The organism is Cupriavidus sp. WGlv3, assembly GCF_023952475.1.
GTDB lineage: Bacteria > Pseudomonadota > Gammaproteobacteria > Burkholderiales > Burkholderiaceae > Cupriavidus > Cupriavidus phytorum.
On sequence record NZ_JALHRX010000012.1, the window covers coordinates 162,230 to 183,853 of the forward strand.

The 21,624-nt window shown below is 67.0% G+C and carries 24 protein-coding genes; 10 read left to right on the forward strand and 14 right to left on the reverse strand.

The window, feature by feature from the left end; genetic code table 11:
* Positions 1-132 precede the first annotated feature (132 nt).
* Positions 133-867, forward strand: a complete 735-nt coding sequence (locus tag MKD38_RS20225; RefSeq protein ID WP_252679369.1) for a hypothetical protein — start codon at positions 133-135, stop codon at positions 865-867.
* A 45-nt stretch (positions 868-912) separates the two neighbouring features.
* Here MKD38_RS20225 and dapB read toward each other — a convergent pair whose 3' ends face one another.
* Together dapB and MKD38_RS20235 are read right to left on the reverse strand one after the other, a co-directional pair.
* Positions 913-1,722 carry a 4-hydroxy-tetrahydrodipicolinate reductase gene (gene dapB / locus MKD38_RS20230; protein ID WP_252679372.1) on the reverse strand — a complete coding sequence of 270 codons (810 nt, stop codon included), beginning with the start codon at positions 1,720-1,722 and terminating at the stop codon, positions 913-915.
* Between the two features lie 45 nt (positions 1,723-1,767).
* Positions 1,768-2,217, reverse strand: a complete 450-nt coding sequence (locus tag MKD38_RS20235) for an Lrp/AsnC family transcriptional regulator (protein ID WP_010809873.1) — start codon at positions 2,215-2,217, stop codon at positions 1,768-1,770.
* A gap of 130 nt (positions 2,218-2,347) precedes the next feature.
* Here MKD38_RS20235 and MKD38_RS20240 point away from each other — a divergent pair, with 130 nt between their 5' ends.
* The 3 genes from MKD38_RS20240 (at position 2,348) to MKD38_RS20250 (ending at position 5,381) form a co-directional block, all read left to right on the forward strand.
* Positions 2,348-3,529 (forward strand): saccharopine dehydrogenase family protein, encoded by a 1,182-nt coding sequence (locus MKD38_RS20240; RefSeq protein WP_252679375.1) that lies wholly within the window; start codon positions 2,348-2,350, stop codon positions 3,527-3,529.
* On the forward strand, positions 3,526-5,043 hold the full coding sequence (amaB, locus tag MKD38_RS20245) for an L-piperidine-6-carboxylate dehydrogenase (protein ID WP_252679377.1): 1,518 nt from the start codon (positions 3,526-3,528) through the stop codon (positions 5,041-5,043). Before MKD38_RS20240 ends, amaB begins: the two co-directional genes overlap by 4 nt.
* Positions 5,044-5,186: 143 nt before the next feature.
* Positions 5,187-5,381, forward strand: coding sequence for a hypothetical protein (locus MKD38_RS20250; protein ID WP_112776756.1), 195 nt, complete (start codon positions 5,187-5,189; stop codon positions 5,379-5,381).
* 41 nt (positions 5,382-5,422) lie between these two features.
* Here MKD38_RS20250 and MKD38_RS20255 read toward each other — a convergent pair whose 3' ends face one another.
* The 6 genes from MKD38_RS20255 to hemA form a co-directional block, all read right to left on the reverse strand.
* Positions 5,423-6,046, reverse strand: a complete 624-nt coding sequence (locus tag MKD38_RS20255) for a UbiX family flavin prenyltransferase (RefSeq protein ID WP_252679379.1) — start codon at positions 6,044-6,046, stop codon at positions 5,423-5,425.
* Positions 6,047-6,054: 8 nt separating this feature from the next.
* Positions 6,055-6,366, reverse strand: coding sequence for a Grx4 family monothiol glutaredoxin (grxD, locus tag MKD38_RS20260; protein ID WP_012354019.1), 312 nt, complete (start codon positions 6,364-6,366; stop codon positions 6,055-6,057).
* 121 nt (positions 6,367-6,487) lie between these two features.
* Positions 6,488-7,381: a peptide chain release factor N(5)-glutamine methyltransferase gene (gene prmC / locus MKD38_RS20265; RefSeq protein ID WP_252679381.1), complete on the reverse strand. Its 894-nt coding sequence runs from the start codon at positions 7,379-7,381 to the stop codon at positions 6,488-6,490.
* Between the two features lie 155 nt (positions 7,382-7,536).
* Positions 7,537-7,866 carry a hypothetical protein gene (locus MKD38_RS20270; protein WP_116603144.1) on the reverse strand — a complete coding sequence of 110 codons (330 nt, stop codon included), beginning with the start codon at positions 7,864-7,866 and terminating at the stop codon, positions 7,537-7,539.
* A 191-nt stretch (positions 7,867-8,057) separates the two neighbouring features.
* Positions 8,058-9,140, reverse strand: a complete 1,083-nt coding sequence (gene prfA / locus MKD38_RS20275; protein ID WP_116296234.1) for a peptide chain release factor 1 — start codon at positions 9,138-9,140, stop codon at positions 8,058-8,060.
* 98 nt (positions 9,141-9,238) lie between these two features.
* Entirely contained in the window at positions 9,239-10,543 is a 1,305-nt protein-coding gene (gene hemA, locus MKD38_RS20280; RefSeq protein ID WP_062801867.1) for a glutamyl-tRNA reductase, read from the reverse strand.
* 167 nt (positions 10,544-10,710) lie between these two features.
* On the opposite strand from hemA, the gene MKD38_RS20285 reads away from it, so the two are divergent.
* Positions 10,711-10,956, forward strand: coding sequence for a hypothetical protein (locus MKD38_RS20285; RefSeq protein ID WP_111521754.1), 246 nt, complete (start codon positions 10,711-10,713; stop codon positions 10,954-10,956).
* A 71-nt stretch (positions 10,957-11,027) separates the two neighbouring features.
* Here MKD38_RS20285 and MKD38_RS20290 read toward each other — a convergent pair whose 3' ends face one another.
* Positions 11,028-11,795 carry a 5'-methylthioadenosine/adenosylhomocysteine nucleosidase gene (locus tag MKD38_RS20290; RefSeq protein WP_252679385.1) on the reverse strand — a complete coding sequence of 256 codons (768 nt, stop codon included), beginning with the start codon at positions 11,793-11,795 and terminating at the stop codon, positions 11,028-11,030.
* Between the two features lie 153 nt (positions 11,796-11,948).
* Between MKD38_RS20290 and MKD38_RS20295 the strand changes: the two genes are divergently transcribed.
* Genes MKD38_RS20295 through MKD38_RS20305 form a run of 3 tightly spaced genes read left to right on the forward strand, consistent with a single transcriptional unit; the run spans position 11,949 to position 14,601 of the window.
* Entirely contained in the window at positions 11,949-12,995 is a 1,047-nt protein-coding gene (locus MKD38_RS20295; RefSeq protein ID WP_252679386.1) for a DUF2157 domain-containing protein, read from the forward strand.
* The gene (locus MKD38_RS20300; RefSeq protein ID WP_252679387.1) at positions 12,992-14,107 is read left to right on the forward strand and encodes a DUF4401 domain-containing protein; all 1,116 of its coding nucleotides are present in this window, start codon (positions 12,992-12,994) and stop codon (positions 14,105-14,107) included. Before MKD38_RS20295 ends, MKD38_RS20300 begins: the two co-directional genes overlap by 4 nt.
* Positions 14,104-14,601: a GDYXXLXY domain-containing protein gene (locus MKD38_RS20305; protein WP_252679388.1), complete on the forward strand. Its 498-nt coding sequence runs from the start codon at positions 14,104-14,106 to the stop codon at positions 14,599-14,601. Before MKD38_RS20300 ends, MKD38_RS20305 begins: the two co-directional genes overlap by 4 nt.
* Positions 14,602-14,639: 38 nt before the next feature.
* Here MKD38_RS20305 and MKD38_RS20310 read toward each other — a convergent pair whose 3' ends face one another.
* From MKD38_RS20310 to MKD38_RS20330, 5 genes are all read right to left on the reverse strand, one after another.
* The gene (locus MKD38_RS20310) at positions 14,640-15,281 is read right to left on the reverse strand and encodes a LysE family translocator (protein ID WP_252679390.1); all 642 of its coding nucleotides are present in this window, start codon (positions 15,279-15,281) and stop codon (positions 14,640-14,642) included.
* Between the two features lie 87 nt (positions 15,282-15,368).
* The gene (locus tag MKD38_RS20315) at positions 15,369-16,247 is read right to left on the reverse strand and encodes a hypothetical protein (protein ID WP_252679392.1); all 879 of its coding nucleotides are present in this window, start codon (positions 16,245-16,247) and stop codon (positions 15,369-15,371) included.
* Between the two features lie 135 nt (positions 16,248-16,382).
* Entirely contained in the window at positions 16,383-17,201 is an 819-nt protein-coding gene (locus tag MKD38_RS20320; RefSeq protein WP_252679393.1) for an NAD(P)-binding domain-containing protein, read from the reverse strand.
* A gap of 449 nt (positions 17,202-17,650) precedes the next feature.
* Positions 17,651-18,742 (reverse strand): redox-regulated ATPase YchF, encoded by a 1,092-nt coding sequence (gene ychF, locus MKD38_RS20325; protein WP_252668665.1) that lies wholly within the window; start codon positions 18,740-18,742, stop codon positions 17,651-17,653.
* A 286-nt stretch (positions 18,743-19,028) separates the two neighbouring features.
* Positions 19,029-19,280 carry a hypothetical protein gene (locus MKD38_RS20330; RefSeq protein ID WP_252679396.1) on the reverse strand — a complete coding sequence of 84 codons (252 nt, stop codon included), beginning with the start codon at positions 19,278-19,280 and terminating at the stop codon, positions 19,029-19,031.
* 235 nt (positions 19,281-19,515) lie between these two features.
* Between MKD38_RS20330 and MKD38_RS20335 the strand changes: the two genes are divergently transcribed.
* On the forward strand, positions 19,516-20,805 hold the full coding sequence (locus MKD38_RS20335) for a UbiH/UbiF family hydroxylase (RefSeq protein WP_252679398.1): 1,290 nt from the start codon (positions 19,516-19,518) through the stop codon (positions 20,803-20,805).
* A gap of 56 nt (positions 20,806-20,861) precedes the next feature.
* Positions 20,862-21,620 carry a DsbC family protein gene (locus MKD38_RS20340; RefSeq protein ID WP_252679400.1) on the forward strand — a complete coding sequence of 253 codons (759 nt, stop codon included), beginning with the start codon at positions 20,862-20,864 and terminating at the stop codon, positions 21,618-21,620.
* The last annotated feature ends 4 nt before the right edge of the window (positions 21,621-21,624 follow it).

Below are 21,624 nucleotides of genomic sequence, written 5' to 3' on the forward strand. Positions count from 1 at the left end.
CGTCGGGTAAGCTAGCGCTCGCCCCTTTGCCATCGTGGCCAGATGTGAGTGGTTCGCCACGATCTCGCGCCGCACAGGAACAACCCGGCGGGGGTTGGGCTCCAACCCGGAGCCGTACACCAGGAGTCCGTCTTGAAATTCCCCGTTGCCGGGCTGGCGCTTGCCGGCCTGCTGGGCGCCGCCGGCGCCAATGCTGCTACCCCCGCTGCCCCTGCCGCCACCCCCGCCTCCGCACCGGCCGCCAAGACCGCGGCCCAGGCCGAAAACAGCGCGCTGGCGCCGCTGCTGGCGATGCTGGAAATCGGCAACCCGCTGCCGGCGCTGCCCGACTGCGCCGACAAGCGTACGCCTGACGGCCGCGACGTCACCGGCTATTGCGTCGAACTGAAGGGTGATGGCCTGATGCGCCAGGTCGGCGTGCCGCGCGCGCAGCGCCCGGCGTTCATGGATGGCCCCTTTGTGGTGGCCTTCGTCGACCGCAATGCGCTGGTCGGCCTGGTGGTGCCGACCGCCGGCGCCAACTCGCAGCAGGCCGCGGCCGACAGCATCAGCGCGCTGTACGGCAAGCCGTTCCGCCAGGAGCAGGAGGACATGCGCGACAAGGCCGGCAAGACCGTCAAGACGCTGCATGCCGGCTGGATGCACAAGCCGCTGACGGTGGAGCTGTACGCGATGCCGGAAGACCCCAGCACCGGCACCATCGAGATGCTGCTGCCGCAGGCGCGCGCGCTGATGGCGGACAAGGACGCAGAGGTCGACAAGCAGCTCAACCCGCCTCCGGCACCGGCGGCGAAGGGCGGCAAGACCGCCGCGGCCAAGCCCGCGCCGAAGGCCCCGGCCAAGCCGGAAAAGCCCGGCAGCTGGTAACGGCACAGGCAGGCGGCGCAGCGCACGCGTGCGCCGCCGGCTGCCTCACAGTCCTTCCATCACCTTGTCCAGCCCCCGCACCACGCCGCGCACGGTGTGGACCTTGCGGATCGCCAGCAGCGCGCCGGCAACATAGGGCTTGGAGCCGTCGCCGGCCTCGTGCTTCAGGTGCAGACGCTGGCCGTCGGCGCCGAAGATCACTTCCACGCCCAGCTGATACCCCGGCAGCCGCACCGCGTGCACCTGCGTGCCGGACATGGTGGCGCCGCGGGTTTCCCTGGGGCCGTTGACCTGGTCGACCGGCACCGCCTGCGCGGCGGCCTTGACCTGGCCGAGCCGGTACGCCAGCTCGCGCACCGTGCCGGAGGGCACGTCGATCTTGCCGGCCTTGGCGTAGTCGATGATTTCCCAGTGTTCCAGGTGGCGCGCCGCCATCTCGGCAAACTTCTGCAGCAGCACCACCGTGATGGCGAAGTTGCCGCAGGCGAGCACGCCGCGCTCGGCCTGGCGCGCGGCGGCGTCGATCTCGGCATAGTCGTCGTCGCTCAGCCCGGAGGTGCCGACCACCACGTGCGCGCCGTGCGCCAGCGCCTGCAGGATGTTGTGCTTGGCGATGCCGGGCCTGGTGTATTCGACGTAGACGTCGTACGGCGTCTGGCCGAGCGCTTCGATGCTGGCGGCGGCCACGCCCGGGGTATCGGCATGGCCGGTCAGCTGCGCCAGGGTCTGGCCGGCGGCGCCGCGCGACAGGCCCGCAACCAGGGCCATGTCGGCCGCATGGGCCACGCCGCGCGCCAGTTCGCCGCCGGCCCAGCCGGTCACGCCGCCCACGGCGACACGGATCGGGTTGTTCATGTTCTATAGCTCCGCAATGGCTGATGGGTCTGGCAGCATACCGCGTCAGCCGGCGGCGCGCCGGCGGTCGAGCTTGCGCGCCAGCACGATCGAGGTGGTGGTGTGGTTGACGCCGTCGAGCATGCCGATCTCGTCGAGCAGCCGGTCGAGCCGGTCGTGCGTGTCGCAGCGGATCGCCACCAGGTAGTCGACCGGGCCGCTGACGGAATTGACCTCTTCGATCTCGGGCAGCCGCTGCAGCGCGCGCAGGATCGCGGGCGCGGCCTTGGGCTGCACCGACAGGCCGCAATAGGCCAGGATGGCGTTGTCTTCCATGCGCTGGCCCAGCCGCACGCCGTAGCCGGCGATCACGCCGCTGCGCTCCAGCCGCGCGATGCGCGCCACCACCGTGGTGCGCGCGATGCCCAGGTGCCGGGCCAGGTTGGCGGCGCTTTCGCGCGCGTTGGCCTGCAGCAGCGACAGCAGGTGGCGGTCGGTGGTGTCGAGTTCGGTCATTGCGTCGGGATGCCTCGTCGTTTCGTTTGATTATGGCGGTTTTTCGTCGTTCTTGTGCCTTCATTGTGCCGGCAGGGCTATCCATACTCCAGTCAACGGCAATCCTCTTTTTCTTGTGGACGGAGACACCATGCAAGCCTCGAGTCTCGGCCGGCAGGCCCCGCGCGACCTGCCCAAGGCGGCCCGCCCGCTGCACGTGACGGTGCTGGGCGCCGGCAAGATCGGCCGCACCATCGCGGCCATGCTGCACGACAGCGGCGACTACCGCGTCAGCGTGGTCGACCATGACGCGCGCCGCCTCGATGGCCTGCCGCGCGGCGCGCTGGCGCGCGCCGGCGATCCCACCGAGCCGGGCACCTGCGCCGCGCTGCTGGCCGGCGCCGACGCCGTGCTCAACGCGCTGCCGTTCCATGCCGCGATCAGCGTGGCCTCGGTGGCGGCGCGGCTGGGCGTGCATTATTTCGACCTGACCGAGGACGTCGCCGCCACCCAGGCCATCCGCCAGCTGGCACAGGGCGCGCGCTCGGTGCTGATGCCGCAATGCGGACTGGCGCCGGGCTTTATCGGCGTGGTGGGCCACGACCTCGCGCAACGCTTCCTGCGCGGCGGCGGCGAGCTGCTGGACCTGCAGATGCGGGTGGGGGCGCTGCCGCGCTATCCGAGCAATGCGCTCAAGTACAACCTGACCTGGAGCACCGAGGGACTGATCAACGAATACTGCAACCCGTGCGAGGCCATCGTCGACGGCCGGCGCGTGGAACTGACGGCGCTGGAAGGGCTGGAGAGCTTTGCGCTGGACGGCATCGAATATGAAGCCTTTAATACATCGGGCGGCCTCGGCACGCTGCCCGAGACACTGGCCGGGCGCGCGCGCCATGTCGACTACAAGTCGATCCGCTATCCCGGCCACTGTGCGCTGATGAAGCTGCTGCTCAACGACCTGCGCCTGCGCGAACGCCGCGACTGGCTGCGCGATATCTTCGACCGCGCCATTCCGCTGACCGAGCAGGACGTGGTGATCGTGTTCGCCACCGCCACCGGCTACCCGGCCGGCGGCGAACGCGGGCGCGGGCCGCTGACTCAGGCTTCGTTTTCGGCGCGCATCGGCGGGGTCGATGGCGCGGGCGGGCACGTCAACGCGATTCAGCTGACCACCGCCGCGGGCATCTGCACCGCGCTCGACATGGTGGCCAGCGGCGCGCTGCCGCAGACGGGCTTCGTGCGGCAGGAGTCGATGCCGCTCGATGCCTTCCTGGCCAACCGCTTCGGCCGCCACTACACGCAGCATCCGCTCCAGGAGAGCCTCGTATGAAAGCGCAAGAGTTTGCCGCCTGCTGGGATTCGCTGGGCCTGCCGCGGCCATGGCGTGAGGGCACGCCGGCCGGCGCCGTGACGGTGCGCTCGCCGGCCGACGGCGAGGCCATCGGCCACGTGCCGGCCTGCACGCCGGCGCAGGCCGACGCGCTGATCGCGCGCGCACACGCGGCGCAGAGCACCTGGGCGCTGTTGCCGGCGCCGGCGCGCGGCGAGATCGTGCGGCGCTTCGGCGAGGTGCTGCGCGAACACAAGGCGGCGCTGGGCCGGCTGGTGTCGCTAGAATCCGGCAAGATCTTGCAGGAAGGGCTGGGCGAGGTGCAGGAGATGATCGACATCTGCGACTTCGCGGTCGGCCTGTCGCGCCAGCTGCACGGGCTGACCATCGCCTCCGAGCGCCCGCAGCACGCCATGCGCGAGACCTGGCATCCGTACGGGCTGTGCGGCGTGATTTCGGCGTTCAACTTCCCGGTGGCGGTGTGGGCGTGGAACGCGGCGCTGGCGCTGGTGTGCGGCAACGGCGTGATCTGGAAGCCGTCGGAGAAGGTGTCGCTGTGCGCGCTGGCCGCGCACGGCCTGCTGGAGCGCGTGCTGGCCGCGGCGGCGCCGCAGCACAGTGGCATCTCGGCGGTGCTGCCGGGCGGACGCAACCTGGGCACCCACCTGGTCGAGCACCCCGCGGTGCGGCTGGTCAGCGCCACCGGCTCGACCCGCATGGGCCGCGAGGTCGGCATCGCCTGCGCCGGGCACTTCAAGCGCTGCATCCTGGAGCTGGGCGGCAACAACGCCGCCATCGTCGCGCCCTCGGCCGATATCGAGCTGGCGGTGCGCGCCATCACCTTTGCCGCGGCCGGTACCGCGGGGCAGCGCTGCACCACGCTGCGCCGCTGCTTTATCCATGCCGACCTGATGGACACCATGGCGAGCCGGCTGATCACGGTGTTCGACCGGCTGCCGGTCGGCGATCCGCTGGCAGACGGCACGCTGGTCGGCCCGCTGATCGACAGCGCCGCCGGCGACGCCATGGCCAACGCGCTGGCTGCGTGCCGGGCGCAGGGCAATATCGTCACCGGCGGCGAGCGCCTGCTGGCCGACCGCTATCCGCATGCGTACTACGTGCGGCCCGCGCTGGTAATGACCGACGCGCAGCACGACACCATGCTGACCGAGACCTTCGCGCCGATCCTGTACCTGATGCCGTACACCTCGCTGGACGAGGCCATCGCGCTGAACAATGCCGCCGCGCACGGGCTATCGTCGTGCATCTTCACCGAATCGATGCGCGAGGCCGAGCGTTTCCTGTCGTCGGCGGGCAGCGATTGCGGCATCGCCAATGTCAATATCGGCACCAGCGGCGCGGAAATCGGCGGCGCCTTCGGCGGCGAGAAGGCGACCGGCGGTGGGCGCGAGTCAGGCTCGGATGCGTGGAAGGGTTATATGCGCCGCGCCACCAACACCATCAACTACGGCGATTCGCTGCCGCTGGCACAGGGCATCCGCTTCGAAATCTGACGGCATCCGAGGGGCCGCGGCATGGCGCGTAGGGAACGGTAACAAGCGTTACACGGCTTTGACGCCGTATTACGCGTTCCGCCCGTATAACGTCAGCAAGGCAGGCACATGCCCGTTGCGACCCCAAGGATGAAATGATGAGAATGCTGACGATTGGACTGGCTGCCGGTGCGGCATCGGTGACCCTGCTGGGCGGCTGCGCCGTTTATCCCACGCCTGCCGGCCCGGCGGTCGGTCCGGCGCCGGTGTACGTGGCGCCCGCGCCGGTGGTGGTGGCGCCGCGGCCTTACTACTACGGCGGCTACGGCTACTATGGCCGCGGCTATCGCCGCTGGTAATCGTTGCCAGTGAGCGTTCCCGGTAAGCGCGGCGGCGCGGCTCAGTTCCCGGCCGCCTCGCCGGCGCGGGCGTTAAGCCCCCCCCAGCTGGGCGCGAGGGTCTGCCCGATCTGCGGCAGGTCCACCAGGTCCAGCACGCGCCCGACCGTATGGTCGACCAGTTCGGCAATGCTCTGCGGCTTCTGGTAGAAGCCCGGCACCGGCGGGAACACGATCCCGCCCATTTCCGTCACCGCTGTCATGTTGCGCAGGTGCGCAAGATTCAGCGGCGTTTCCCGCACCATCAGCACCAGCTTGCGACGCTCTTTCAGCGTGACGTCGGCGGCGCGCGTGATCAGGTTGTCCGAGAAACCATGCGCGATCGCCGCCAGCGTGCGCATCGAGCACGGCGCCACCACCATGGCGTGCGCGCGGAACGAGCCGCTGGCGATGGTCGCGCCGATGTCGCGCACGTTGTGCACCACGCTGGCCAGCGCTTCGACCTCGGCGCGGCCGATGTCCAGCTCGTGCTGCAGGTTCATCACGCCGGCCGGCGAAATCAGCAAGTGAGTTTCCACCGCGGGCGCCGCGCGCAGCACCTGCAGCAGGCGCACGCCATAGATGGCCCCGGTGGCGCCGGTGATGGCGACGATCAGCCTGTGCGGTGTGCCGCCAGCCCCGGACATGGCGCAGCTCAGCCCTTCAGCAGGGTTTGCAGTTCGCCGTTCTGGTACATCTCCATCATGATGTCCGAGCCGCCGATGAACTCGCCGTTCACATAGAGCTGGGGAATGGTCGGCCAGTTGGCGTATTCCTTGATGCCCTGGCGGATGCCTTCGTCGTCCAGCACGTTGACCGTGGTCGGCGCATCGACGCCGCAGGCCTTCAGGATCTGGATGGCGCGGCCCGAGAAACCGCACATCGGAAATTGCGCGGTGCCCTTCATGAACAGGACTACCGGGTTGCCCTTGACGATCTGGTCGATCTGTTGCTGCACGTCGCTCATGGTTTGCTTTTCAGTGGGGCGAGGCCGTGTCGCGGGCGCCGCCTGGGGAGAATGGAATACCGTGCGGCCGGGCCGTACGGCGGGAATCTGACGCCGATTTTACCGGAATCGCCGCGGCGCTTCAGGGTGCCGCGGCCGCCCCGGCGGGCTGCGCGCCCGGCCAGCGTCCGCCGGTGCAGCGCTCCAGCCCGGCCAGGTCGCGCGCGGTGAAGACTTCGTCGAAGCCGCCGGCTTGCAGCAGCTGGCGCGTGGCCGCGGCCTGGTCGTAGCCGTGTTCCATCAGCAGCCAGCCGCCCGGCAGCAGCCGCGCGCCGGCGCCGCCGACGATGGCGCGCAGGTCGGAGAGGCCGTCGTCGTGATCGGTCAGCGCGTCGATCGGCTCGAAGCGCAGGTCGCCTTCGGCCAGGTGCGGATCGCCCGCGGCGATATAGGGCGGGTTGCTGACGATCAGGTGGAAGCGCAGCTCCGGCGGCAGCGCCGCGTACCAGTCCGAGACCAGGAACTCGATCCGCTCGGCGCCCAGCGCGCGGGCATTGTCCTGCGCCACCATCAGCGCGCCGGGCGAGATGTCGGTGGCCCAGACGCGCGCGTCGCGCCGCTCGCGCGCCAGCGTCACGGCGAGGATGCCGGAGCCCGTGCCGAGGTCCAGCACGTGCGGCTGCGGCACCGCCGCCAGCCGCGCCAGCGCGGCTTCCGCGGCAACCTCGGTATCGGGGCGCGGGATCAGCACATCGGGCGTGACGCGGAACTTGCGGCCGAAGAACTCGCGTTCACCGATCAGGTAGGCCATCGGCTCGCCCGCCAGCCGCCGCGCCAGCAGCGTGGCAAAGGCGTCGCGCTGGGCGATGGTGAGCACCTCGGTGTCGCGCGTGATCAGCTGCGTTCGGCTCAGCCCGGTGACGTGGGTCAGCAGCATGCGCGCTTCCAGCGCAGGCAGCCCGGCCATGGCGGCCAGTGTCTGCGCCTCGCGCAGCGTGGGGGTGGCCGGCAGCGCGGTAGAGTCAGGGGTGGACATCGAGTGGGTAAAAGACGGTTCTGGTGCCGGCTATAAAAAACCCCACCGGTGCGGGACCTGGCGGGGCTTTGGGGCGGTGCTCTGGTGAAACTTCCGGCTTCGTGCCAGTGTACCGCTCATCGGCGGCGGCGGGCGCAATGCCCCCGCCGGGGCGATTACTTATTGACGGCGTCCTTGGCCTTGTCGGCGCCGGCGTTGACGGCGTCCTTGGCGGCCTGCTTGGCGTTCTCCATGGCGTTGCCGGCGTCTTCCTTGGCCCGTTCCGCAGCTGCGGACGCGTTCGAGGCGGCGTCGCTGGCTGCAGCCTTGGCGGCATCTGCGGCGTTGCTGGCGGCAGCGGCGGCATCGCTTGCGGCGGCCTTGGCGGATTCCGCGGCGCTCTGCATCGCGCTCTCGGCGTTCGAGGCGGCGGGCGGCGCTTCTTCCTTCTTGCTGCAAGCGGCCATGGCCGCGGTGATCATCAACAGCGCGAGCAGTTTTTTCATGATTTCGTCCTAGCTATGTTCTCGGGAGTGACTACCCGGCACCATTCTCCGTTTGCCGGTCGAAATCGATTATAGACAGCGACTTTACCCCCGCCAGTGCTGTTTCAAGCATTTACAACAGATACAAAGACATCGGCGACTTTACGCGGTGTTCATCGCCGAAGCCTCGACTGGATGTCACAAAGTAGCGCTCAGGCATCTTCGCCCAACGCCGCCAGCTGGTCCGCCTGGTGCTCGGCGGACAGCGCCGACAGCAGCTCGTCCATGTCGCCGTCCATGATCATGTCGATCTTGTAGAGCGTCAGGTTGATGCGGTGGTCCGTCACGCGGCCCTGCGGGAAGTTGTAGGTGCGAATGCGGTCGCTGCGGTCGCCCGAGCCGATCAGGTTGCGCCGGGTGCTGGCCTCGCGCGCCTGCGCGGCGCGCGCCTGCATGTCCTTGATGCGGGCGGCGAGCACCTTCATCGCCTTGTCCTTGTTGCGGTGCTGGCTGCGGTCGTCCTGGCACTCGACCACGATGCCGGTCGGCAGGTGGGTCAGGCGCACCGCGGAATCGGTCTTGTTGACGTGCTGGCCGCCCGCGCCCGAGGCGCGGAAGGTGTCGATGCGCAGGTCGGCCGGGTTGATTTCGACCTCGCCGACCTCGTCAGCCTCGGGCATCACGGCAACCGTGCAGGCCGAGGTATGGATGCGGCCCTGCGCCTCGGTGGCCGGCACGCGCTGCACGCGATGGCCGCCCGATTCGAACTTCAGCCGCGAAAACGCGGCATCGCCGGCGATCCGGATGATGACTTCCTTGTAGCCGCCCAGGTCCGATTCCGATTCGCTCATCACCTCGACCTGCCAGCGCTGCCGTTCGGCATAACGCGTGTACATCCGCAGCAGATCGGCGGCGAACAGCGCGCTTTCCTCCCCGCCGGTGCCGGCGCGGATTTCCAGCAGCAGGTTGCGGTCGTCGTTGGGGTCCCGGGGCAGCAGCAGGCGCTGCAGGCTGGCCTGCAGCGTTTCGAGCCGGTCGCGCGCGGCGGCGATCTCGTCGGCGGCGAAGTCCTTCATCTCCGGATCGTCGAGCAACGCCTGTGCGGTGGCGAGGTCGTCCTGGGCCTGGCGGTACTGGCCGTATTGCTCGGCCACGGGCGACAGCTCCGCATGTTCGCGGCTGAGCTTGCGGTACTGGTCGATATTGGCGGTCGCGTCTTCGCGCGCGAGCAGGGCGTTGACTTCGTCGAGTCGCTCGGCCAGTTGGTCGAGCTTGGCAAGCATGCTGGCTTTCATCGGGGCGGACAGGGAATGGGGTGGGCCGGGCGCGCGCACAAAGACGGGGGCGGCAGCGAAGGCGTGCCGGGCGCGGCGCGCCGGCGAGGCGAGCGCGGCTAGCGCTCGGAATGGCTGCTGTGGCGGAACAGGCCCGGCACCAGGCGCAGCAGCGCCTCGCGGTCCTCGCCCTGGGTGTGGTTGAGCGCGTGCGTGGGGCCGTGCAGGAACTTGCGGGTGAGCGCGCCGGAGAGCGCCTCGAGCACGGCCTGCGGATCGTCGCCGCGCGCCAGCATGCGGCGCGCGCGCTCCAGTTCGGCCTGGCGGATGGCTTCGCCGCTGCTTTGCAGTTCACGGATGACCGGCACCACGCTGCGGGTTTCCAGCCAGTGCATGAAGTTCTGCACGCGGCTTTCGATGATGGCTTCGGCCTGTGCCACCGCGGCCTGGCGCAGTGCGTTGCCTTCGCGCACGACCGCGCCGAGATCGTCGACGGTATAGAGGAAGACGTCGTCCAGGCGCGAGACTTCGGGCTCGACGTCGCGCGGCACGGCCAGGTCAACCATCATGATGGGGCGGTGCTTGCGCCGCTTGACCGCGCGCTCCACCGCGCCCAGGCCGATGATCGGCAGCGAGCTGGCGGTGCACGACACCACGATGTCGAACTCATGCAGGCGCTCGCCCAGGTCCGACAGGCGGATCGCGTTGGCGGTCAGGCCCTGGCCGCTAAGCTGCTCGGCCAGCTTCTCGCCGCGCTCGACGGTGCGGTTGGCGACCACGATCTGGCGTGGCTGCTGCGCGGCAAAGTGGGTGGCGCACAGCTCGATCATCTCGCCCGCGCCGATAAACAGCACGCGCTGGGTCGAGACGCTTTCAAAGATCCGCTGCGCCAGCCGCACCGCGGCGGCGGCCATCGACACCGAATGCGCACCGATCTCGGTCTGGCCGCGCACTTCCTTGGCCACCGCGAAAGTGCGCTGGAACAGCTGGTTCAGGTACGTGCCGAGCGAGCCGGCTTCGCCGGCGGTGCGCACCGCGTCCTTGAGCTGGCCCAGGATCTGGGTCTCGCCCAGCACCATCGAGTCGAGCCCGCTGGCCACGCGGAAGGCGTGGCGCACGGCTTCGGACTGCGGCAGCGCGTACAGGTGAGGCGCCAGCTCCGTGGCCGGCACGTTGTGATGCTGCGACAGCCAGCGCAGGGTGTGCTCGAAGCCGTCGGTGCCCGGCGTCAGCACGTCGGTGGCGCAGTAGATCTCGGTGCGGTTGCAGGTGGACAGGATCGCGGCTTCGGTGCCGCTGCGCCCCGACAGGTGGGAGCGCAGGGCCCCCAGCGCCGGCTTGATCTGCTCGAGCGGAAACGCCACCCGCTCGCGCAGCGAGACGGGTGCCGTAGTGTGATTGATGCCGATCGCGAGCAGTTGCATTGTTGGGGACTGGTGTGGCCCGGAGCGCGGCCGGACCGGATGTCATTATACCGCCGGGACCGATCATTGCAGTCGCCCGCCGCGATGGGTGGCAGGGGCGCCGGATTGCAGTATCGTTACGCCGCGGCCGGTTGCCGGCTGTGATGCGGACAACGCAGGAGAAGCGGATGCTGGGCACCTTGATCGTGGGTTTGCTGGTCGGACTGGCGGCACGCCGGCTGCACCCGGCAGGGCGCGTGGTGACCCTGCCGGCCGCGCTGGTGCTGGGCGCGGCGGGTGCGGCGGCGGCCTTCTACAGCGGCCGCGCGCTGCATTGGTTTGTCGACGGCCAGCTCGGCAGCTGGCTCGCGGTGATCGCCGGGGCGGCGCTGCTGGTCGGGTTCTGGGGCACGGTGCGGCCGCGCGGTCGGTAAATACTGAACCGACTTTCCGGTCAGGAATCTGCACGCGGTTTGATCCCGGTCAGTCGACCGCATGCCTGGCGTCAGGCTCTCGCGGCCAGCAGGCGGCGCAGCACTCCGCTGGAATAGTGGCTGGCCACGTCGGTCAGGAATGCCGAGAAATCCACATGCGCGGTGTCGTCGGCGCGGTCCGAGATGGTCCGCATCACCGCATAAGGGACGCCATATTCATGGCAGACCTGTGCCACTGCGGCGCCTTCCATTTCTACCGCCAGCAGGCCGGGCAGCCGCTCGCGCAACTCCGCCACCGCGGCGGGCGAGCCAATGAACTGGTCGCCGCTGGCGATCATGCCCCGATGCAGGGTCGGCGCCGCGACGCCAAACTTCTCGCGCACCGCGCGCGGCACGTCGACGGCCAGGTCGTCGCGCAGGAAGTCCGCCGCGGCGGCATGCAGCTCGGCCGTCAGTGCCGGATCGGCCGGGAATTCCGCGCGCTCGAGCAGCGGCACTTCATGGCGGCCGAAGAACGGGCGCGCGTCCAGGTCATGCTGCAGGGTGCGGTCGGCGATGACGATGTCGCCTACCTGCGTGGCGGCGCCGATGCCGCCGGCCAGGCCGGTAAAGACGATCTGCGTGGCGCCCAGCTCGCGGATCAGCGTGACCGTGGTGGCCGACGCCGCCACCTTGCCCATGCGCGCCAGCACCAGCACGCACGGTTGCCCGTACAAATGGCCGCTGTAGTAGTCGCGCATGCCGATGGTGCGTACCGTGGCGCGGCTGTCGTCATGGCGCATGGCGGCGACGAGGCCGTCGACTTCATCGTGGATGGCGGCAAGGATTCCGAGGGTCATGGGGCGTGGGTAACCGAGGCAAGGGCCACAGCATACCGGCCCGCGCAGGCAGGGCCTAGATGGCGCGCGAGCGCACGCACCCTCCCACGCAACAGGTGCGGCCCACGTATCACTTTGCTAAAGTCGCCGTCATTCCAGCACGCAAGGGCGAGCATGCAAGCAACCCGCATCGGAGCAAATGGCCCGGACCGCGAAGCCGTTGGCGAGCGGCGCGCCATCCGCCAGGCACTGGCCCACTGGCGCGCGCTGGGCCGTTTGGGGCCAGCGGCGGTCGCTGTACCGTGGTCGCGCACCGAACCGGTCGCCGCGGACTGGCGCCGCTGGCTCGACATCGCGCTGATGGTGCTGGGCACCGCGCTGCTGTGCGCCGGCGTGATCGTGTTCTTTGCCTTCAACTGGCAGGACCTGCACAAGTTTTCCAAGTTTGGATTGCTGGCCGGCGCGATCACGCTGCTGGCCGGCCTTGCCTGGCTGCGTCCGGCGGGCGATGCCGCCGGCCGGGCCGCGCTGGGCGGCGCCCAGGTAGTGGCCGGCGTGCTGCTGGCGGTGATCGGCCAGACCTACCAGACCGGCGCCGACCCCTGGCAGCTGTTCGCGCTGTGGGCGCTGCTGGCGCTGCCGTGGGCGCTGGCGGCGCGCGCGGCGCCGCACTGGTGGCTGGTGATCGTGGTCGGCAACCTGGCGCTGCTGCGGTACTTCAGCCTGCGCTTCGGCGTCGACGGCGTGTTCTCGCTGCTGTTCGATTCGCGCCACGTGCGCACCGCCACGCTGGCCTTGCTGGGCGCGGTGGCGCTGCAGCTGGTGCTGTGGCAGCTGCTGTGCGCGCAGGCGCCGGCGCTCGGCTTCCGCGGGCTGACCGGCGGCCGCATGCTGGCGGCGCTGGCGTGCCTGCATGCCGGCTCGCTCGGGCTGGCCAGCCTGCTGCGCAGCGACTTCGACGGTGCCGCCTTCGCGCTGGCGGTGCTGGCGCTGGCCGCGCTGGTCTGGTGGTTCCGCTGGCATGCCTTCGACATCGTGGTGCTGAGCCTGGCCTGCCTGACCGGCATCGTGCTGGCCGTGGCCGCGATCGCCAAGGTGCTGTTCGAGGGCAAGGACGATTTCGGCGCTTTCCTGTTGCTCGGCCTGCTGACCATCGGCCTGGCCGCCGCCGCGGCCGCGTGGCTGATGCGGGCCTGGCGCAGCCAGCTGGAGCAGGCATGAGCAACGTACTGCAGACCGAGCAACGGCTCTGGCAACAACTCGCCGCACGCGGCGAGGTACAGGGCGAGTCGCCCGCGCATCCCCATACGCCGTGGGCGGTGCGCTGCCTGATGGGCGCGGCGGGCTGGCTCGGCGCCTTGTTCTTCCAGTTCTTCCTGGTCGGCACGGTCTTCGTTGCCGCGCGCGAGAACGGCGTGGCGATGGCCGTCACCGGGCTGGCCATGATCGCGCTGGCGGCGCTGCTGTACTGGCGCGGCGGCGGCATCGCCGCGGGGCAGTTCGCGCTGGCGGTGAGCCTGAGCGGGCAGGGCATGGCGGTGTTCGGCCTGACCGAGGCGCTCGGCTTCACGCGCGTCACCGAGAGTGCCGGCTTCTGGGCCGCACTGGCGCTGTTCGAGGCTGCGCTGGCGTGGCTGGTGCCCAACCGGCTGCACCGGCTGCTGTGCGGGCTGGGCGCGTGGATCGGCCTGGCCGGCGCGGTGCACCTGCTCATGGCCGGCAGCAAGCCGGAGGACTGGCTGTTGCTGACGTGGTCGCTCGGCTGGCTGGTGCCGCTCGGCGCCGCCCTGGCGGCCGGGTTCACGCTGGCCGAGGCGCGCCTGTGCGCGGACGGCCGCCATGCGCTGCTGGAACCGCTGGCCGACGCGACGCTGCTGTTCACGCTGGCGGCGGCGCTGGCCGTCACCGGCATGAGCCATCCGCTGGCGTGGCTGGAGGGCCCGGAGGCGACGCGCATCCCGCTGGCGCATTGGGCCGCGGGCGGATTGACGACGCTGATGCTGGCCGGCTTCGCGCTGGCTGAATGCCGCCGGCTGGCGCTCGGCCAGGCCATGCAAGGCGCCATGCTGGGCGGACTGGTGGCGTTTGGCGCGCTGATGGCGGCCGCGCCCGCGGTGGTGGCCGGTGTGCTTGCGCTGGGGCTGGCGCTGCGGCGGGCGTCGATGCCGTGGCTGGGACTGGGTGTCACCAGCATCGTCATCGGCTTTATCTGGTACTACTCGGCCCTGCACTGGACCCTGCTGGCCAAGTCCGCCACGCTTGCCGCGGCCGGCGTGCTGCTGCTGGCCGGGCGCCACTGGCTGCTGCGCCGCGCGCAGATGGAGGCCGCATGAAACGCTGGATCCTGATCGCCTGGACGCTGACGCTGGCGCTGGCCGCCGCCGGCATCGTCGGCAAGGAGCGCCTGCTCGCGCGCGGCGATACCGTCTTCCTCAGGCTCGCGCCGGTCGATCCGCGTTCGCTGATGCAGGGCGACTACATGGCGCTGAACTTCGACATCGGCAACCAGATCCGCGCCGCGCGGGCGCAAGACCGGCAGCTTCCGCGCGACGGCGTCGCCGTGATCCGCCGCGATGAACGGGGCGTCGCCGGCTTCGTGCGCGTGCACGGCAGCGAGCCGCTGGCGCCGGGCGAGCAACTGCTGCGCTACCAGACCGCGCGCTCGCGCTGGGGCGGCATGCAGGTGCAGGTGTCGACCGATGCGTATTTCTTTCAGGAGGGGCAGGGCGAGCGGTTCGCGCAGGCGCAGTATGGCGAGTTCCGCGTGGGGGCGGACGGGCAGGCGCTGCTGGTGGGGTTGCGGGGGAAGGGGATGGAAAAGTTGTAAAGTCCCCTGTCCTGTCGCATCAAATTTGAATGCACTCGTCAATGCAGGGCTTCCGCTGCCAGCAGAATCGCCATCGAAATCATCAATCCGCCCCCAATGATGTTGAAGAGCCTTAGCCTTTTCCCGCTGAATAATGTGCTCGAACTCGCGACATGAGCGGCGGCGACCCACGCCGCATCTATGACCAGTCCCAGGCCAATCGGTATCAGAGAAAAAACTAGCAAGTAGGCGATCGGACTTTCCGCCCCGTCGCCCATAAAGCTGGGGACTATCGAGCCAAACATAATCAGTGCTTTTGGATTGGTCGAGCCCACGATGATTCCTGCAACCAATGATTGCTGGCTCTTTTGCGGATTGCTTTTTCCTCTTGCCAGCATAGGTCGGGAAAAGAGCAAATATTGAAAGCCGATGCCTAGCAAGACTACGGCACCTAGCAGTCGAATGAAAATCAAGACATGGTCGGAGCGCATCAGCAGCGAGCCGATTCCCATCGCTACGATCACAGCAACACAATAGGTCCCGATCGCATTGCCGATCACACCCCGTAACGCATTTCTCCGTCCCACTGCTATCGTTTGCCCGACAAGGAACATGATGCTCGGGCCTGGAACGGCGATCAGCACAGCGGAGGTCAGCACGAGCCCCAGAACGCCATTGAATGCAGTTAGCTCTACAGGCATGGATAGTCCTTTCTATCGACCTGGCTCAGGTCGGCGTCACGCTGTTCATCAGTCATTCTTCCCCGGCTTGTGGCCGGGGAGGAGGTCTTAGAGTTGTGCTCTCATAAGCAACGCCAGGGTTGGCTGCACTCGCAGTGCCTCGGCAACTTCTTCCTCGCTCATCAACGGATAGCATTTACCCACATGCTCATCGTTCACCGGCAGCGTGCTCCGGCGCTCTTCAAGGCCCAGCGCACAGGAGCAAGCATTGAAAGCGACATTCCTGTACTGGTCAACGTTGGTCTCGGCATCAACGTAGTCGTCCAGATCCCAACGACCGATCAGGCTCTCCTGCATATGGAGTGAATCGACTTCCACGCCTCCGCGGAAAACATGGAACACGGGGTGAATATACGCGCTCTTGGAGGTGTCGAAATGATCCGCTGGTAGCGTGAAGTAGTGTGTTGGGAGTTTGCCATTTCCATACTGGGAAAAACCATACTGGAAAACTATTTCAATCCGATTCTGTTCATTGCCCCAACGTTCGTAGTTGTACTCGCGCGGAAATGCCGGCCACACACATGCACGAACAACGCTTTCCTCATCGCTTTCTTCAAACGTGACAGTGCTTCCGAAATAGCTGAAGAGTTCAAACAAGGGCATGCTGGCACTTACATACTGAACGATGAATTCTGCAAGAGAGGTGAGTGCATTAGCAGGTTCTTCCATCGGTACTTTGCACTCAAACATCGGCTTAAGCGCCATACCATGATGTCGTTCCGCGATGATGTTGCCCAGTGCCTGAATGTTGCATCGAAAGCCATGTACAAAACCGGAAGCGGCGTCCGGGTCGTTGACGCGCATCGAGGCACCTATGAAATACAGACCAGGCTCCGTCACGGACTCCCAACTTGATGTGAGCAGGCAATATTTCCCTTTCTCGTCCGTGGCTGGCCGGACGGTCTCCATATCGAAGATATGGGGCATCGTGTAGTTAAATCCGCAACAAACAATCAGATCATCTATGATTCCCGATCGCTTCAACCATCTCGGCGGCGTCCAATGGGGGCAGGGTGTTTCGTAGCGAATCAACAGCCGCCCATCGTTCTTTCCGCCGGTTATCTAGTGAACCTCTACGATACGGTCACTCACAATATTGTTGTTTGACTTGAGTTGCATCAGGTCAAAGATATCTGAAACTTGAGCACGTAAATCGTGTACGTTGTGAGTCTGCCGAGCGAACAACGGTAAGGAACGTGTGACAACGCGCGTCTCAGCCGTAATATCGACAAGGTGGTGCGCGATTTCGAAAGCAGAGTTACCTCGTCCAAGCACGACGACAATCTTGTTCCTGTAGCGCTCAGCAGCCATGTCTGCATCGAAGTCTTCGTACAAGGTACAGGTATCAGGGCCGATGCCTTTTATATCAGGCAGAATCGGTTCCGATTTTCCCGTGGCAAAAAATATTCGATCTGCTGAGATGCATAGAGAATCAGATGTTTGGACGGTGAAGCGATCATTGTTTCGCGACACACGGCGAACATAGGTGCCGGTGCGAATATTCTTTGTGAGTCCCATCCGTTCGGCCACATACTTCAGATACTCTTTGTAAATCTTTGCAGGTGGCCAATGTTCTGATGTCCATTCTGTAAACAGGAGCTTGGGATCTTTGGCTGCATCTTCAGCGCTGATGGTGCTGAGTGAGTGCCAGTCATAGCGCATTCGATAGGTGTGATTTTCACCGGGAACGTATTTTTTGTTGAGCGAAATTAGTTGGCCGCATACAGGATGGCGGTCCCATTGTCCCCCGACACTTTCGCTTCCCTCTAGCAAGAGATATTCGATGCTGCGCTTGCTGAGTTCGAGGGCCATATTGAGCCCGGCAGGGCCCCCGCCAATAATGATGTTTGGGTAATACTCTTGCATTGCGTTCACCTCCATGCGGATTTCCAGTTGAAACGTACCGGAAGATTCATATCAAATGATATTTGTGGTGCGCCTTTAAGTAGCAAGGTTTCGGATTCTCGAGGGTATCCCAATGCCAATCAGAGCTCTCCGTGTACCTTAAGCGCGTACGGACCGGTATGGAGACCCTCAGGATTCATGCTGGACAACGCAGGAGGAAATGAATGTGAGATGAGTCCCAAAAGAAGTACTGAAATTTCCGAACTTGCTTGGGATGTGACTGGCAGGGTGGTGCCGACGCCACGTTGGTCGCGCACGTCCCGTGTTCGGCCTTGGGGCAGCGCGCTGGCAATTCGTCGCGGCGAGGCGGCTGAGCGGTGCTAAACCGTCGTCCGCTGCCGCGAGGAAGAAAAAAGCCCAGCAGTTGCTGGGCTTCTTGGTGGGTTTCGAGATGTCGTGAAACATCCCGAATCAACAGCTTTGGCTTAGACGTTGAACAGGAAGTTCATCACATCCCCATCCTTCACCACATACTCCTTCCCTTCCGCCCGCATCTTGCCGGCTTCCTTCGCGCCGGTCTCGCCCTTGAAGCTGATGAAGTCGTCATAGGCGATGGTCTGCGCGCGGATAAAGCCGCGTTCGAAGTCGGTGTGGATCACGCCGGCCGCCTTGGGCGCGGTGTCGCCCACGTGGATGGTCCAGGCGCGCACTTCCTTGACCCCGGCGGTGAAGTAGGTCTGCAGGCCCAGCAGCTTGAAGCCGGCGCGGATCACGCGGTCCAGGCCCGGCTCTTCCATGCCCAGGTCGGCCAGGAACTCGGCCTTGTCGGCGTCGTCGAGGTCGGCGATCTCGGCTTCGATCGCGGCGCAGACGGCGACCACGGGGGAATCGGTCTGCTTGGCGTATTCACGCACCGCGTCCAGGTGCGGGTTGTTGTCGAAGCCGTCCTCACGCACGTTGGCCACGTACATGGTCGGCTTGGCGGTGATCAGGCAGAACGGGCGGATCGCATCCCACTCTTCCGGCGCCAGGTCCAGGGTGCGCACGGCCTTGGCCTGGTCCAGCACGGACTGGGCCTTTTCCAGCACTGCGACCAGGCGCTGGGCCTCCTTGTCGCCGGCGCGGGCCGGCTTGACGTAGCGCGCCAGCGCCTTCTCGACAGTGGCCAGGTCGGCCAGCGCCAGTTCGGTGTTGATGACTTCGATATCCGACAGCGGGTCCACGCGGCCGGCGACGTGGATCACGTTGTCGTCCTCGAAGCAGCGCACCACGTGGGTGATGGCATCGCATTCGCGGATATTGGCCAGGAACTGGTTGCCCAGCCCTTCACCCTTGGAGGCGCCTGCCACCAGCCCGGCGATGTCGACGAACTCGACCGTGGCCGGCAGGATGCGCTCAGGCTTGACGATCTCGGCCAGCTTCGCGAGCCTCGGATCCGGCACTTCCACCACGCCCACATTGGGCTCGATGGTGCAGAACGGATAGTTTTCGGCGGCGATGCCGGCCTTGGTCAGGGCATTGAACAGCGTGGACTTGCCGACGTTGGGCAGGCCGACGATGCCGCATTGGAGGCTCATGGTCTGGTCTTCGGAATCAATGGGTTGCGTGATGTCACCAGTGCCGGCAGCGCCGTGGCAGGCGCGGATCGCGCGTTACCGCCCGGGACTGCGTCGGGACGAGACAAAGACATCACATCGCGCTGGCTCGGCGAGGTTGCACGCGTTTGCCATGCAAAACCGCGATTGTAACCTTTTGGGGGGCCGGGGCGGTGTCAGCGGAAAAGCAAAGCCCTGGCAAACAAAACGGCCAAGGTGTCAGCTTGGCCGTGCATCGTGGTCGGGTGCCGGATCGTGATGGTGTCGATCAGGCGCCGTCGGTGAATTGGTCCCGCATATCCGTGGTTTTTTCGCCATCCGTGAACGTGTCGCGGGTTCCGGTCGTACGCGCGCCATCGGTGTAGACATCAAATTTCGACGCCTTTGCGCCATCGGTGTAGACATCAAACTTCGAAACCTTCGCGCCATCGGTATAGACATCGCGAAGACCGGTACCCCCGAATGCCGTGCCCATGGCCCCTGCGGTGGCGACGGCAATCAATAGTGCTTGTTTGAGCATTTGTTCCACCTCCCTTCAGGTGGTGAGTTCCCCGGCCAGAAACATTTCGCTTCAATATAGGCCCGGGCGTGTCGGCGGGCGCAAGCGCCGACCCTATTGTTTTGTTCTAAGGCTTATGACATGCAGTTATAAGGATCGGCCGATGAGGTGGCGCAGAGTCGGACGCTTGTCAGTGCTGCACCAAGGCGCCGCCTGGCGCAGACGGGCCCCGGAGTGACGTGGCTATAATCCAGCCATGACCCGATCCCACGCGTCCACGCGCCCCGCCGCGCGCAAATCCTCCGCTTTCCAGGTTGCCGTCGTCGGTGGCGGCATCGTCGGCAAGTCCTGCGCGCTGCTGCTGGCCCAGCAGGGCATGGACGTCGCGCTGGTCGCGCCCAAGCCGGCGCGCGCCGCGGCCGGCGCCGGGCCGGACGACTGGGACAGCCGCATCTACGCCTTCTCCGCCAGTTCGCAGGCGCTGCTCGAGCGCATGCGCGTGTGGGAGGCGCTGGACCCGGCGCGGATCCAGCCGGTGCGCGACATGCGCGTGTTCGGCGACGTCAGCGCCGCCGAGACCTCGCCCAGCTTCGATGGCGACCTGCATTTCTCGGCGTATGCCGCGGCGGTGCCGCAGCTGGCGTGGATCATCGAGTCGCGGCTGGTCGAGCGCGCGCTCGACACCGCGCTCGGCTTCCAGCACCAGGTGACGTGGCACGACGGTACCGCCGGCGTGTGCGAGCGCGACCCCGACGGCATCACACTCACGCTGGAGAACGGCAGCAAGGTGCGCACCGCGCTGGCGATCGGCGCCGACGGAGCGCGCTCGTGGCTGCGCCAGCAATGCCATATCGGCGTCAGCACGCGCAAGTACCGCCAGCTTGGCGTGGTCGCCAACTTTGCCTGCGAGCGGCCACACCATGAGACCGCCTGGCAGTGGTTCCTGGGCGCGCCGGAAAAGCTGATGGCCGACGAGGAGCCCGCCAACGGCGAGGTGCTGGCCATGCTGCCGCTGCCGGACAACCATGTGTCGATGGTCTGGTCCGCCGACGAGGCCCACGCGCGCGAGCTGCTGGCGCTGTCGCCCGAGGCGCTCGCCGCCACCGTGATGCAGGGCGCCAGTGGCGCGGTCGGCGCGCAGTTCGGCGCGTTGCGCTGCGTGACCCCCGCGCAGGGCTTCCCGCTGGTGCTGCAGCGTGCCGACCAGTTCGTGCAGCCGCACGTGGCGCTGGTGGGCGACGCCGCCCACGTGGTGCATCCGCTGGCCGGCCAGGGCATGAACCTGGGCCTGCGCGACGTCGCGGAACTTGGCCGCGTGATGGCCGACAAAGAACCTTTCCGCAGCGAGGGCGATTTGCGCCTGCTGCGGCGCTACGAGCGCGCGCGCGCCACCGACCTGTTGTCGCTGACCGCCGCCACCGACGGGCTGCACCGGCTGTTCTCGCTGCCGGGCAGCGTAGCGCGGGTGGTGCGCAATACCGGCATGCGCGCGGTCGGCGGTCAGTCGCTGCTCAAGCGCTTGCTGATCGGGCGCGCGCTCGGCTAGGTTCGCACGCACTGTCCGCCCCCCGTACGCCCCCTTACCGAATTCCTGGAGTCCACATGTTCCCATCCCTGCGCCGCCGTCCCGCCGTCTACGCCACCATCACCGCCATCGCCGGCGGCCTGGCCGCGGCCGGCTTCGCGCTGCACGCCATCGCCGCGGGCGAGCCCGGCACCGACCGCATCAAGGAGTCGCTGCAGAAGATGCTGGGCGGCCGCGCCGAAGTGAAGAGCGTCGGCAAGACCCCGGTGCCGGGCCTGTTCGAAGCCAATATCGGCGGCCAGGTGGTGTACACCGACGCCACCGGCCGCTACATCATCAACGGCGAGATGATCGATACCCGCACCGGCACCAACCTGACCGAAGAGCGGCTGGCGGAGATCAACCGCATCAAGTGGTCGGACCTGCCGCTGGCGCGCGCGATCAAGTGGACCAAGGGCGATGGCAGCCGCCAGGTCGCGGTGTTCTCCGATCCCAACTGCGGCTACTGCAAGCGCATCGAGCAGACCTTCCAGCAGATGGACAACATCACCGTGTACACCTTCCTGTACCCGGTGCTGTCGCCGGATTCGGAGACCAAGTCAAAACAGGTCTGGTGCGCGGCCGACCGCACCAAGGCCTGGCGCGACTGGATGCTCAAGCAGGTGGCGCTGACCGGCAACGGCAGCTGCAAGACGCCGCTGGAAGAGAACCTGGCGCTCGGCCACAGCATGAACGTGACCGGCACCCCGGCGGTGTTCTTCACCGACGGCACCCGCATCCCCGGCGCGGCGGACGTCGCCACGCTGGAGCGCAAGCTCGCCAGCATCAAGAAATAAGCGC